The organism is Mucilaginibacter lacusdianchii (assembly GCF_009770985.1).
GTDB lineage: Bacteria > Bacteroidota > Bacteroidia > Sphingobacteriales > Sphingobacteriaceae > Mucilaginibacter > Mucilaginibacter lacusdianchii.
This window is the reverse complement of record NZ_WSRW01000003.1, coordinates 1,037,047-1,052,728: the sequence shown is the minus strand read 5'-3', so window position 1 is coordinate 1,052,728 and position 15,682 is coordinate 1,037,047. Positions and strand designations below refer to the sequence as shown.

Sequence of the window (15,682 nt, the reverse complement as noted above, 5' to 3'; positions counted from 1 at the left end):
GCAGCATCTATAATTTAAGTTCTAACAATGTCACCCTTATAATCGAGGAATTCTTAAATAGATACAAGAATAACTGGATATTTCTGCAACTTAAAAAAGCATTCTCTTACGCAGACCTGAGTAGCATTGTAATTGTGTTGAGAGCCGATCATAGAAAACTTCCTTTATGCCGGCGGCATTTGCATTAGCGTATCGAACCCATCGGTATTGTACCCATTCCTAACTAACGTTTGCTTTCGTAAGTTCTTCTTCAACGATACATTTTGTATAAACCATTCGAAGTTGTGTTTTAATGCGACTGATATGGATTGTAAGTCAAGAAAAATGTATATGCTGACAAACCTCCTCAGCGCCTAACAAAGGTTATTTGCATAACCAGTTGAACCAATTTCTTTTATTCTGCGATGCTTAAACTTTGTGAATGCAAACCGGCTAAACACGTAAGGTCTGTAGTGCATAAATATGAGTTGAAGTGAACTCGCAAAATCTACTGGTCACTTAAGTATATTAATGAAAAAATCAAGCACCAATTATTAACCAACTAATCCTTAAAACCTGATTATGAAAAAAACTTTACTCGAGTGCTGGTTGAAAAGCCGGAGAATGAGGTTGTTTTTACTTTTAAAAACCTTATTATGTATACCCTTTATTAATTCTGCTTTTGCATTAAATATTATTGCTAAAACAGAGCCCTATAAATATGTAGTTAGTAGTGATCACCAAGATGTCGTCGTAAAAGGCAAAGTAACTGATGCCTCGACCGGGCAAACATTGCCTGGTGTAAGTGTGATGATCAAAGGATCTAAATCGGGAACAGTAACTGACATCAACGGCAATTTTTCTATTAGTGCTCCGGATAATGGCACACTGGTTTTTTCATTTATCGGTTATGATGTTACAGAAGCTGCGGTGAAAGGGCAAAATTTCCTGAACATAACCCTTCGTGCAAAATCAAATGGCTTAAATGAAGTAGTTGTGGTTGGCTATGGTACACAGAAGAAAACTTCCACCACTGCAGCAGTTTCAACCATACCCATTACCGAGATTGCACAAAAACCAATAGTAAATATCACCAACGGACTTGTCGGCCGAGCCGCTGGCCTGATTGCCACCCAAAGCGGTGGCGAGCCAGGCTTTGACGGATCGGGCCTTCTTATTCGCGGACCTGCTACTACCGGACGTACATCGCCGCTTACCGTAGTTGACGGTGTGCCACGGGACTTTAGCAGGCTTGATCCTAATTCCATTGAAACAATCACCATATTAAAAGATGCCGCTGCGGTAGCACCATATGGTGTTGCTGGTGCCAACGGCGTAATACTCATCACTACAAAATCTGGAAAAACAGGAAAGCCGACCTTAACCTACAACGGTTATTATGGCATTCAAAACCCAACTTATGTGCCTCGTTTTGTAAATAGTTACCAATATGCCCTGTTGCGTAATGAAGCTGCAGCTAATGATGGCACAACAAAACCTTATACTCAAACAGATATTGATCTGTTCCAAAACCACCAAGATCCCGACGGGCATGCTGATGGCCATCCGTTGGAAGACATTATTAAAAGAAACCGGCCAATTCAATATCATAACATCTCCATGTCTGGCGGTACCGAGGATATTAAATATTTTGCTTCCATCGGCTTTAACCGGCAAGATGGTATGTGGAGTACCACTTATCTAAATAAATACAACGGCTCTTTGGGTGTAACCGCTAATGCAACCAAAACCACGACCGTAAATTTAAGAGTTAATGCTTATGAAGAAGATCAGCACTTTCCATCGGTAGGTGCTGGTTCGATACTCGATCAGGCCCAGCGTCAGAATCCAACTTATCCGGTACAATATTCTAACGGTCTTCCTGCCGGTTATATTGGCCGGTCTTTGTACTCACAAATTTATAATAGTGGCTACACGCTAAATAAGAATACTGCATGGTTGACGCAATTATCTATCGATCAGAAATTGCCGGTAAAAGGTTTGAGCCTTAAGGGTATTGTAAGTTATGACATTGGTCCAGACCCACTTGGGTTTAGCGGAAATAACAATTCAACCGTCCGTAATTGGCAAACCCCAATGCCATTTACCAACCCGGTATCTCCTAATGGTATCAACGCGCCAGGAACCATGTATAGTTTTCCCATATCATATTCTGGTGTTAACAAACCTGCATTAAGCCAAACATCTAATGAAAATAAAATGATGACCTTTCAAGGTCTGTTGAATTACGCCAACACTTTTGGAAAGAGTCAGGTAACCGGAACCTTGGTTGCAGAGTATCGTAAAGTGCGCTGGCAAAACTTTAACGCTTCAAGAATTAATTATAACCTGAGTATTGACGAGCTTAATTTTGGTGGTCCGCTACCAACAGACGTTACCGTATCTGGTAGTTCGGGAGGGCAGAAGCAGTTAGGTTATGTATACCGCTTAACCTACGCATATAACGATCGGTACTTGTTTGAAACAGCCGGACGGTATGATGGAAGCTATCTTTTTTCGCCAGGAAACCGATTTGGATTTTTTCCATCGTTCTCGGCCGGATGGCGTATTTCCGAAGAGAGTTTCATGAAGCCTATCACTTGGATTAACAATTTAAAACTGCGGGGATCATACGGAGAATCCGGTAATTACCCAAGCGGTGGTCAGTACCAATATCTTAGCCAGTTTGGCATCAATAACAATTCGGCTGTAATTGGCGGCAATGCTACACAAAGCATTTCCGAGAACCTGCAGGGCAATCCAAACATCACGTGGGAGCGTGCAAAAAAATCGGATATAGCTTTAGAGGGAACCTTGTTCAACGGTTTGCTGGGTTTTGAAACCGACTTCTTTTATGAGAAACGTTCTAATTTTTTAGTAACGATTGGCGCGGTTTTGCCAGGCGAATATGGTGTAAATACCGGCCAGGTTAATGGTGGTGTGCTAAGTAACCACGGTGTTGAGTTTACCTTAACTTCTTATAAAAACTTTGCTAATGGGTTGCGCCTTGATGTTCGGGGCACATTTACTTACGCAAAAAGCAAAATTCTGCAGGTTTTCGAGAATACGGCAACTTACAACAATCCGAATAGACGGATTACCGGGCGGCCTTTGGGCGAACAGTTTGGTTTACAAGCGCTGGGTTATTACACACCGGATGATTTTGTGAATCCAACCGCTCAAAATCCAACTTTAAAACCGGGTGTTCCGGTTCCAAACTTTGGTCAGGTTCGTGTGGGAGATTTAAAATATGCAGACCTAAGCGGACCTAACGGCGTGCCTGACGGTAAAGTAAATTCTGATGATATTACTGACATCGGTCATCCGCAAACGCCACAAATTCAATATGGTTTAGAGCCGCGCTTGTCTTTTAAAAACTTCGACCTCGATCTGCTGTTCCAGGGTGCTGCAAGGTCAAATATCCAATTGTACAATTATTTTGTGTTCCCTTTCCTGGGTTCAGGCTCGGCTACCGAAGCGGTGTTTTTAAACCACTGGACGCCGGATAATTTGAATGCTACCTACCCAAGGATATCAGCAACACCGTCGTCAAATAACACGCAAACTTCGAGCTGGTTTTTGCGGAATGACTCGTACATCAGGCTAAAGAGTGCTGAGTTAGGCTACACTATACCCAGAAAGCTTTTAGGGAAAAGCATAAGTTCTGTAAGGGTTTTTGCTTCCGGACAGAATCTGTTTACTGTAACACCAAATATGAAAGAGGCGATTGACCCTGAGAATAACGGGAATAATCAGAACTACTATCAGCAACGAGTAATATCGTTCGGCTTAAACGTAACCTTCTAAACTTAAAAAAATGAAATTTAAATATATACAAAAAGCGAATGTTGCGTTATTCGCTGCACTCATACTCAGCTTAGGTGCCTGTAAAAAGGACGACTTCTTATCAGTTCCACCTAAAGGCGTTCTTACCGATGCATCTACTTTTAGCACGCAAACCAACGCCGACCTTTTTGTTAATGACATTTACAACGCACTTCCTGATTATAATAACGGCAATCAGGTAGACCGAATTTTGGATGCCTGGACTGATAACAGCAACAGCGGCGCAACCAACCATGAAGGCCAGGCGTTGATTCGCAGCAATGCTTTAAGCGCCAATAATGCTACTAATGGTGTTGGCGGATTTTTTGGCTGGTCGTCTCTCTATACCAACATCCGGAAATGTAATGTATTTCTGAAAAATGCTGCAGCAAACGCTTCTGCTTATGATGCCGCCTGGTATGCTCAGCGGGTTGGCGAAGTGCGATTTTTAAGGGCTTTCTTTTATATGCTTTTGTTCAAAAATTATGGCGGTGTTCCATTACTGACAGTTCCATTAACTAATACTGACGGCTCTGATATTTTTAATGAAAGAGCTACAACAGATGCGACCGTCGCATTCATTGAAGCAGATTGTGATGCCGCCGCTGAAATATTGCCCTTAAAACAGACCTCGGCCAATTTGGGCCGTGCTACAAAAGGCGCTTCTTTGGCTTTAAAAGGTGATGTTGAGCTGTTCGCTGCCAGTCCCCTGGTTAATACGAATAATGATATGGCCAAATGGGCAAAGGCTGCGGCAACTTATCAGTCAATCATGGCATTGAATACCTACAGCCTCTTTACAACATCTTCTGCAACACCAATTATTTCCACAACAGGTTCAGGAACAACTTCGACAGCGTACCGCGACCAGTTTCTGGCTGCTAATAACTGGAATAATGAAACCGTTTTTGCCCGTGCCTATGCTTTACCGAATAAAGGGCATAAACGTGAAGGTTATATGGGGCCTGTAATTGTGCGGGGCGGTGCGCAAACCTGGGGCGGTGCGTCGCCAACACAAGGTTTGATTGACGATTATCAAATGGATAATGGTAAACCCATTACCGATCCAACATCTGGATACGATCCGGCCCACCCTTACCTTCACCGAGAATCGCGCTTTGAGCAGTCGATAGTTTATGACGGATCATACTGGCAAGGCGAAGTGTTCAAATCACGTATAGGCGGTACCAACCAGATCGACCTTGGATCAACCAGCGATATTTCCAACACTGGTTATTGCATCCGTAAAACGCTGGACGAATCTATTTTAGGCCAAACAAGCTTGGGTACAGCTCCGGGTACTTCCAATTACCAATTTTATAGGTATGCCGAAGTGCTGTTAAGCTATGCCGAGGCGCAAAACGAAGCGGCAGGTCCGGATGCGGGTGTTTTCGACGCGGTAAACAAGGTTCGCGCAAGGGTGCTGTTGCCACCTGTTCCTGCCGGCACCAATCAAGCAGACATGCGCACAATTATCCGTCGGGAACGCCGGTTGGAATTCTGCTTTGAAGACAAGCGCTGGTATGATATCAGGCGTTGGGATATCACTGTAAAGGGTCCGGCTACGATCAATTCACCCGAATATGGCATGAAAATTACACCAGACGCTGCCGGAAATTTAACCTATGAACCGGTAATCGTTTTTCAAAACCGCTTTTCGGAATATATGAATTGGTTACCGATTCCGCAGGGCATTATTAATCAAAACCCGAAACTGAAGCAAAATTCGGGCTATTAAGTTTCGTTTGAATATCCATAACAGAAGCGCCGGGATAACTGGGCCTTCTGTTATGAATGTTTTTGTTTAACAACTTGCCGGGATTGGCAACGGCACTAGAACATATGCGCGTGGTCAGCAAGTCGTATTTCATGACAAATAATATGCACATTAAGGCAAATGCCGTTTTTAGATTTAAACTTCCTTTGTAATTCCTCGCCAAAAATTCACTTTCTAACACAATATGATCAAATCAATTTGCAAAAAAGTTCACTTTACCATTATTCTATTTGTTTGCTTTATATCAGCATACAATTTTGCTAGGGGGCAGGAGAATCACTTATTTTCTTCGCACGATACGGCGGCAGTTCCAAAAGAAATTGAAAACCCGGAATGTCTTGGAATTAACAAAGAGGCAGACCATGCGACATTAATGCCATACGCTAATTTAAAAGAAGCGCTGGCAGCTAAAAGACATGCATCCTCATACAGCATGACATTAAACGGCAACTGGAAGTTTAATTGGGTTGACTGGCCTCAAAAAAGACCGGTTAATTTTTATAAAACTGATTATGACGTCAGTAACTGGAAAACCATAAAAGTTCCGTCTAATTGGCAATTGGAAGGCTACGGTACGCCGGCTTACAGCAATTATAACTACATCTTTAAAAAAGATTTTCCAAAGGTGATGAGCACACCTCCGGTGAGTTTTACTACTTACCAGGAACGGAATGCTGTGGGAAGTTACCGGAGAAATTTTACTGTACCTGCGGCTTGGGATAATAGGCGCGTTTTCATAACGTTTGATGGCGTTGATGCAGGATTCTTTTTGTGGATTAATGGCAAAAAGCTTGGTTACAGCGTCAATTCTCGTAATGCGGCAGAATTTGACATTAGTAAATATCTGCGTACAGGTGAAAATGTGATTGCCGTTGAGGTTTATCGTTTCACCTCAGGCAGTTATCTGGAAGACCAGGATATGTTTAAGCTGAGTGGTATTTTTCGTAACGTGACACTATGGAGTGCACCAGAAGAGCATATCAGAGATTTTTTTGTTAAAACGAAGTTTGACCAACAATGGCAGAATGCAGACCTGTCTGTAAGTACAAAAATCAAAAACTACTCGGACAAGGCTACGCCTGCGCGTACATTAAATGTTCAGTTGTATAACGGCCAAACACCGATGTCCGGAATTAGTGCCGTAAAGAATATACCGGCGTTACAGCCGGGGCAGGAGGTAACGGTTGATCTTTCAATTCCGGTTACCAAACCTGAAAAATGGACAGCGGAGACGCCTAAGTTGTATACTACAGTGCTGTCAATTTTAGAGAAGAACACAGTAGTTGAAATGGTTTCGGCCCGGACAGGATTTCGGCAGATTGAGATAAAGGGACGTCAATTTTTGGTTAATAACGTTCCCATTAAGTTGAAAGGCGTGAATAGACACGAAAATTGGCCTGCAGACGGACATGCCATTACGGAAGAAGAAATGATTAAGGATATTCTGCTAATCAAGCAAGGAAATTGTAATCATGTAAGAACCAGTCATTACTCCGACGACCCGCGCTGGTATGAACTCTGTGATGAATACGGCCTTTATTTAGTAGCGGAAGCTAACCTGGAAAGCCATGGGGCCTGGGATGAATTTAATGAAGAGCCACGGATTAAAGCGGCACTGATTCAAAGAAATGTTGCCAACGTTGAAAACTTCAAGAACCATCCTTCGGTAATTATTTGGTCATTGGGTAACGAATGCGGTTCGGGTGGCTCAAACTTCATGGCTATCTTGGATGCAATAAAACGTATTGACAACACGCGGGCAACACACTATCAGGGTTTTGGAATCGGCACAAAAAATCCGGCCGACTTGGATAGTGAGATGTATACCCAAACTGATGATCTGGAACGAAAAGCAAACAACAACGCACTAACTAAACCATTTTACTTGTGTGAGTATGCACATGCCATGTTTAACTCCATGGGGTCTTTAGATATCTACAATGAGCTGTTTGATAAATATCCTTCCCTGCTCGGCGGCGCCATCTGGGAATGGCAGGATCAGGGCTTATATAATGACCGCGATCCGAATCATCACATCACGGCATATGGAGGTGGTTTTGGTGAAGTCCCGAACGATCATTATTTTATCCATAAAGGCGTAGTATTTTCTGACAGAGTCCAGAAGCCGCATTACCCTGAGATGAAACATGCTTACCAATGGATCACCATCACTGGTAAAGATCCATTAAAAGGCAGGTTTTTGATTAAAAACAGATACCAGTTCACTGACCTGAAGCATTTCCAGGGAAAATGGACGATTACTGAAAATGGCGACAAGATCAAGACCGGAACATTTACGATTGGTTCAGTACTACCCGGCCAGGATAAAGAAGTAGGCATCCCTTACCATATTCAACCGAAAGCCGGGGCAGATTACCATATCCGGATCTCTTTTGAATTGACAAATCCTGAACAATGGGCGCCTAAAGGGTTCGAAATTGCCTGGCAGCAGTTAGCATTGCCAATAAAAACGCCTGTTTTGCCCGTTTTCGATCATGGAAGAGGTGTATTGACTATGACTGACCAAGATGGCGTGATAGCTATCCAAGGTAAGACTTTCTCGCTTTCATTTAACCGCAAAGAAGGAACGTTTACAAAAATGACAAGAGGAGATAAATCCTTGCTTAATGTAAACGGCGGGCCTCGGCTCCATCTATGGCGGGCTCCACACCAGCAAGATGACAGCTGGGCGGCTGAAGACTGGGACCGTAAAGGTTTAAAGAGACTAAATTGGTCAGCTTCTGGAGTGGCCGTTAGGCAAATAAAACCAGGTATTGTTGAAATCTCTGCCGACCTTAAAGGTGCTGGCCGGCAAAACTTTGTTGTGAATCATCGTGTGATTTATACTATCTACGCTGATGGTTTAATCAGAGCAAAAAATGATATCAGTTCAAGTGATCCTAATTTACCAGTTGCCCGTCTGGGTGTACGCTTTTTATTAGATACCAGCTTTAATCGTTTTGATTACTTTGGTCGTGGACCGATGGAGAACTATGCCGATCGGAAACAAGGCTTCGATATAGGACACTATGCCAGTACCGTTGCAGAACAATTAACGCCATATGAAAAGCCGATGGACTGCGGTAACCATGAGGATGTCCGGTGGGCGAACCTGATTTCTGACAAAGGTTTAAAGCTCAACTTTCGGTCTGACTCTCTGATGCAGGTTTCTGCACTTCCGTATACCGATGAGGAAATGGAGCCGGTAGAATACAAAATTGACCTGCCTCAAAGAAAAACAACTTCGTTGGTAATTAGTCACCAAACCCTGGGCGTTGGTTCTCATAGCTGCGGACCAAGACCATTAAAGCAATATCAGGTGTTTGCAAAGCCAACCGTTTTTACATACGAAGTGAAACTATAAATTTTTGACTTCCCTTATCTTTCTCGTTCGAGAAATTAATTGGTTTAGCCCCGGAAATTCCGGGGCTTTTTTCAGATATATATATACACGAAATAGAAATCAATTCTAGGAGATAATATAATTCGACGTTGGGCATGAACTATAATAAATTAATATATAGAAAAAATAAAGTTTGGCATTGATTGTTTTTATGGGATAAGCAGACAAAAAATCGGTTTATGCGCCTTGAGTAGCGTTGGCGGGTTATATTTTCTATTCCAATTTGCCTATAGTTAGCCAATGCACAATAAACAATTTTAGGAACAGGGAAGAGATCGAAAACTGTTTCAATCTGTCTTAAATGGTACTACCAACAAGGATATGAGAATGCTTAAAACCTGTAAATAATGATAACCGCAACTTGTTTATCTACAGTTTTGCTTTGGGCTAAGGTAGTAGTGGGCTCGTAATTACACTTAGTAATAAAAAACGGCTACATATTTATGTAGCCGTTTTTTGAAAGCTACTAAAGAGAGCTAATGCAAATTACTGCAACTGCAACTGCATCAGCCATCGCTCATTATCTATAAGGCTTTCCTGCCACAACACGCATTTTGTACCGTTGGTGATACCGGCACCTTTTACGTTGACACAACTACTTGGTGCGCAACGTGGTTTCAATTTGTAATAGCCGTCATAGTCATACACTAATTTAAAGTACTGTGACGAATTGTTATTGCTCGTATAAATCCCAATAGGCGTATCATTAACGTTACTGTTACCCGCAACATCCAGCGACATGGTAGTTGCACTTTGCGGAATTAATCGATAATAGCCGTAGTTTAAGGGAACAACTTTGAACTTCTGATTATTACCACCATTCCACCCCCAGATATCGGCTTGACTCGTCGTCATGTCAATATCAAGTGCGCTTCCACTTGCCATTTTTGGTGTCAGTCTATAAATGCCGTTGTCTGTAAAGCCTGGTTGTGTAGCTGGTGTAACCTGTTGCATCACTACAGCACTTATACATTCATTTGCGCTGGTCACGTTATCCGTGGGCGTGCTTGTGAGCCAATTATTCCAGGTAATATTAAAATCGGTACGACGTTTAGCCCAGGCGGCATCAGCATTTTGTTTCATCCATGTATAATAAGTGCTCCACAAATTATTGTCTCTAACAAATTCTCCGATGCCTCGGGCAAATTCAGATGCCCAAGTTCCATTGCGGGTGGTTCCACTTAATATTCCACCGGTTGTTTTGTTATTCTTAACGTAATCAACTGCTCGTTTGGCATCATCATAAATCGAGGTCAATCCACTGATACGATGAACGTAATTTGCGGCACTAATAAACGCACCAACGTTATATACATTTGCATCCATAGCAATTGTACCATCCGGTTTTATGTTTTCCCATACCGCACCAGTTGTATGATCGTACAAATAATTCCACATCCAGTCGTAAATAGCTTTCGCCTTGGTGTAATACGTGGTTTCTTTAGTAGCTTCGTAGATATAACATCCCAATATTACAGCCGTGTTATTGCTGAGGCCAGACTTGTCTTGATGGTCAACATCCCACCATATGCCACCACCAAGCGTGTTATCCCAGCCACGGTCATAAGCCCGATTAAACGCGTATTTAGCTTGGGTTAGGTAAACAGGGTTTTGTGTAATTTGGTAGCCACGCGCAAAAGCAATTCCTGCCCATAGCAAATCGTCGTTAAACTTATTCCAGTTCCAATCATACAAACCACCCGTTCCCTGATTCTGTTGCAGAAAAGTGTTCAGTAGATTAGTAATTAGTGTTTTATGTGCTGCGCTTTTAGTGCGAAGATATGTATCTTCCACACCTTGTATATCCAAGGCCTGTTGCCAAAAATAATCTTTGGTGGCGTCATTTAAACTAGTTTTAAAATACTGTGTGTTGCCCTGCGTTATTAGAAATGCATTGAGGTAACCGTTAAACGCGGCGTCTGCCTGTGAATTAATTTCGTTGACGATGCGTTGCGATGCCGGTACTGAGTTTGCAGTGTTCGTGTTTTCCAGATCTGCTATTGCGGCCGATTTTTTACATCCAGTGCCCCAAAATACTTCTACCACCAAAAAAAGACCAATAGCGGCTCCTTTAAGAAAGTTTGTTTTTCTCATAACATTTATTTTTAGGTTTTAATTGTGTATTGGCAACACGAGAAAGTGACGCACCTTAGGGCAGTACGACGGTACCTGTATCTTCACATCTTTTGAAAGACGGAAGAATAATTGATACTGATGCGAAGTACTGAAAGAAAAATTAAACTTTTAAGTAAGGCGAAAGGATATGTACGCTATGTTAATTAATATGTACATAGCATAATTCTCTGATTAGGAAACCGCAAGTAATAAAACATAATTACCTTGATTGAAGGAAACTTGAAACTTTACTTAGCCTAACAGAAACGAACGTCCACACAAATCAGAAGCAATACGCTCTGGCTCTTATTGCTAGTTTACAACAAGCTAAATTCTCTATAAGTGCCTAGCATATGAATTAACTATTCTTCAGCGACTGCATAAATTGCATAGGCGACTTGCCGTATTCTTTCTTAAATGCTCGTGAAAAATTGGAGCTGCTTTGCAAGCCCACCCTGTCTGCTACTTCACTCATTGTAATATCCTCATGCGTCATAATAAATATAGACCGTTTTAAACGCACAGTACGAATAAACTCTGCTACAGATTGATCTGATATACTTTTTATTTTCTGGTAAAGTTTGGTTCGGCTAACATATAGATGTTTACATAAAAAATCAACATCCATATCAGTGTTATCAATGTTCTCTTCAATAATATTCAAAAGCTTATTAATAAATTCTTTGTCTTTTTCTGAACTAACAAGTTCTGTAGCTTCCGACAAATAATTTTTAGTATAGGTTTCTTTCAATATAGCATGCTGATGAAAGATGTTTTGAATAGTTAACAACAACAAATCAACACTCAATGGTTTAGCAAAATAAAAATCGGCTCCAGACTCTAAGCCGGCTATCTTTGTATCCAATGCATCTTTTGCAGATAAAAGAACGATTGGGATGTGGCGTGTTTCAAATTTTTCTTTGACTGATCGGCTAAATTCGATACCGTCCATCAGTGGCATCATAATGTCACTGATAATTAGATCAGGCATATTTTCCAGAGTAATTTCTATAGCCTTTTGGCCATTTTCGGCCTCCAATATTCCATAGTCCTTTTCCAAGACCTGCCGCAGGAATAAGCGAAGCTCGGCGTTATCGTCCACAATAAGAATCAGCTTTCCGTCTTTTTGAATTTGCTGCTGCGGTTTATCTTCCGTTATTGCTGAAGCCAGTACAGAATTATCAACTAGTTCCAATTGCGCAGACTGAGCTTTCGCCGTAGTCATTTTTTCCTGTAAAGTGTAATTACTTTCTCCCCACGGAATGGCTATTATAATTTCAGTTCCATGATTACGCTCACTGAACACATAAATATCACCCTTGTGCAATTGGGTGAGGCTTTTTACCAGCGCTAAGCCTATACCCGAACCTAAATGATTATTACTTATCCGGTAGTAACGGTCAAATATTTTATTAATCGATTCTTCTGAAATACCAATGCCGGTATCAGCTACTCTAAAGTAAATATATTTTTCTGCCCGGTATTCTTCATTCTTTAATTCGAACCTGGTGTTATATTTTGGTTGAAAATATGCCGTATCAGTGTACATTTCGAAAATTACCGACCCTTTTGCATTTGTGTATTTGAAGGCATTGTTTAAAAGATTGTAAATAATTTTTTCGAGCACCTGAACATCGAACCACCCTTTTAATTCCAACTCTACTGATGTCTCGGAATTGTCTTTAAAAGAAAAGTCAATCATTTTAGCAACTGCAATATCATCAAATTCTGCTGCTATACCTTTGCAAAATTCTCTGATATCAAGATGCTGCACTTGTAAGCTAATTACACTATCTGCAATTTTTTTGAAATTCATGAGCTCCGTAATTAGGTTGATTAGCCGTTTGGCGTTCCTGAGCATCATCTGGTAAGAACTCTGTAAAAGTGAATCCTCATTATCCCTAATCATTGCTTCCAATGGGCCGATAATCAGCGTCAGGGGGGTACGGAACTCATGAGAGATATTGGTAAAGAAACTAAGTTGTTGCTGATAAAGCTCTTCCCGATGCTGGTGCATTTCTTCACGGCGGGCCTCATTTACCGCACGAATGGCTATGTCTTTTTTAAGTCTGTACCATCTGGCTTGGTAAATGTAAATGCCAATCAGAATGCTTAGTACTATTGCGCAATAAAAAATTTTCGCCGCCAGGCTTTTCCACCATGGTGGCGTCACGGTTAAAGAAAGTTGGGCCTCTGCCGTGCTCCAAAGCCCATCGTTGTTGGTTGCCTGTACCACAAATTTATAATTACTGTAATCCAGATTACTGTAAAAGGCAGACGGCTTTTTACCATCTGTATATATCCAATCTTTATCAAAACCAATCAATTTATAACGGTATTTGCATTTCAGCGGGTTAGCATAATGCATTGCTGAAAAGAAGATTACAAAATTATTTTGAAGATAATTAAGGTGTACTGATCTGCTGTAGGTAACAGCATCTGGCAGCATGGTGTTACCAGCTATTATCGGCCAGTAAACTGGGTGCTGGTTGTTGATCAGTATATCAGTAATTACCGGCCGTGCAGGAATATCATTTGCTGTTATTTCCTTAGGATCAAAAACATTTAAACCATTTATCCCGCCAAAATAAAGCTTGCCGTCAGTGCCTTTGTATGATGTACCAACCTTAAAACTGTTTCCCTGAAGGCCATCATTTTTATCATATTTAACCAGGACATGTTTTTTCAGATCCAGACACTGGAGGCCATTTCCACCCATCCATATATTACCATTCTGGTCAATTTCCATTGATTCCACATCTTTGAAAATATCATATTGGGCATTAAGATTTTCAATAATATGCCCTCCGGAAGCTTTAAACTTGAGCCTGTTAAGGCCGCCACCAATTGTTCCTATCCAGTACACGCTATCGTTTTGCTTGCAAATAGGATAGGTGTAATTTGAAGTCAATCCATTCGTTTTACCGTCTGCCCGGTAGCTAGTACCACCATGTATGTTGCCTTCTGCATCTATATGGTAAAGATTAAGTCCGTGTGTGCTGGATACTAGTATTTGAGGCTTTTTTTCATCCGGCAGGATAAAATACCCTTCACCATAATATTTTACATGGTAAATTGATTGCCTATTCTTCCAAATAACACCAAATCGGTTGGTATGATTTCCAAACCATATATTTCCGAAACTGTCTTTAGACAAATTCTCGATCATAAAATCCGGGAAATCTTTTTCACCGTTGGGATGCAAAGTTCTGAGCGTAACTGGGTCAACAACCTGCAGCCCCGAATAACTGCCAATCCATAATTGTTTTTTATTGTCTTCAGTTAACGACAGGATGTTATCACTTTTCAATTGCAGTTCTGCACTTCGGGTATTGAAATGTTTAAATGTTTGTGTTGCCCGATTATATCTGTTCAATCCATTTCCCATTGTTCCAACCCACAGCATATTGCCATCTGCTAATATGGAGCGGATATAATTACCTGATAGCGAATTTGAATTTTCCGGGTCGTGCCGGAAGGTGTAAAACTTTTTCTGATTAAGATCGCAATAATTAACGCCGCCACTAAACGTTGCAACCCACAAACACTGCGAACGGTCAATAAGTAATGTGGTTAAAGATCCAGCGTTCAGATCATAATTTCCTTGTCCGGATTTAATCGTCTGCTTTAGCCGTAACTGTTGGTCCAGCATAACGATATGAGAGGAGGCATTGAGCCAAATGTTTCCTCTGGCATCCCTAAGAATTTGCCTTATCGATTTATAATCAGGTATTGAAACACTATTAACTATTGAGAATGTGCTTTGACCAGATGTTTTTCTGGCCATACAAATCCTGTTGCCATTCACAAACAATAAACTTTTTTGTTGATCAACGCATATAGATCTGATCTCTGGCTGTGTAGCGCCCGCAATAACTACCTTTTTAACGATTCCTTGTTTATTAACGTTAAAAACGCCTTCGTTTGAACTTACCCAAAGTCCATCATTCTTTACATAGGCTGCATCAGAGACCCTTTTATTGCTAAATGGCTTAATTTCCTCAATTAAGTCTTTGCCTGCAATCTTAAACTTTCTTAGCCGTTCATTTACAAGTATATATATCTGATCTGTACCAATTTTCCAGATCTTTTCTGGCGTTAATGAGTTTTCTCCAGCTATACGAAAGTCGGTGTAGGTTTCCGTATTGGGATCAAATTGCTGAATGCCGCCTTCAGTTCCCACCCACAACTTATTTTGATCATCGGAAAAAAGACATCGAACCCGATTTTTGAAGGCATTTTTTTGGGGTTCGTTGTTATTATAAAATTTTTTTATAGTGTATCCATCATAACGGTTGATGCCGAAATAGGTAGCAATCCAGATAAATCCTTTATGGTCTTGAATGATGTCGTTAGCGTCTGTATGAGACAGGCCTTCATCAACGGTGAGGTGTTTAAAACGGAACTGGTCGGGTTGTGCATATGCCGCTATTGGATTGAGTGATAAACAAAATGAAAAGGCAAAAAAAGCCAAGAAGCATTGTGCTGCAACTTGAAGTCGCAAAGCCAAAAAAGATAACGACATGTTGAACTGAAGAATTGGTTTTTCATTCCGGCAGTTAGGATGCAGGAAGCAATAAAAA

The 15,682-nt window shown here is 41.1% G+C and carries 5 protein-coding genes; 3 read left to right on the top strand and 2 right to left on the bottom strand.

All coding sequences use genetic code 11. The features are described 5' to 3' along the window. The first annotated feature begins 561 nt into the window (after positions 1–561). The 3 genes from GPM24_RS18085 (at position 562) to GPM24_RS18075 (ending at position 8,945) form a co-directional block, all read left to right on the top strand. The gene (locus tag GPM24_RS18085) at positions 562–3,786 is read left to right on the top strand and encodes a SusC/RagA family TonB-linked outer membrane protein (protein ID WP_199269787.1); all 3,225 of its coding nucleotides are present in this window, start codon (positions 562–564) and stop codon (positions 3,784–3,786) included. A 10-nt stretch (positions 3,787–3,796) separates the two neighbouring features. Then, complete coding sequence (locus tag GPM24_RS18080; protein WP_158828504.1) at positions 3,797–5,542, top strand: RagB/SusD family nutrient uptake outer membrane protein; 1,746 nt, start codon at positions 3,797–3,799, stop codon at positions 5,540–5,542. Between the two features lie 223 nt (positions 5,543–5,765). Then, positions 5,766–8,945 carry a glycoside hydrolase family 2 TIM barrel-domain containing protein gene (locus GPM24_RS18075; protein WP_158828503.1) on the top strand — a complete coding sequence of 1,060 codons (3,180 nt, stop codon included), beginning with the start codon at positions 5,766–5,768 and terminating at the stop codon, positions 8,943–8,945. A gap of 525 nt (positions 8,946–9,470) precedes the next feature. Here the strand turns inward: GPM24_RS18075 and GPM24_RS18070 are convergent. After that, positions 9,471–11,078 (bottom strand): glycoside hydrolase family 76 protein, encoded by a 1,608-nt coding sequence (locus tag GPM24_RS18070; protein WP_158828502.1) that lies wholly within the window; start codon positions 11,076–11,078, stop codon positions 9,471–9,473. 379 nt (positions 11,079–11,457) lie between these two features. After that, positions 11,458–15,624, bottom strand: a complete 4,167-nt coding sequence (locus tag GPM24_RS18065; RefSeq protein WP_158828501.1) for a hybrid sensor histidine kinase/response regulator transcription factor — start codon at positions 15,622–15,624, stop codon at positions 11,458–11,460. Positions 15,625–15,682: the final 58 nt, after the last annotated feature.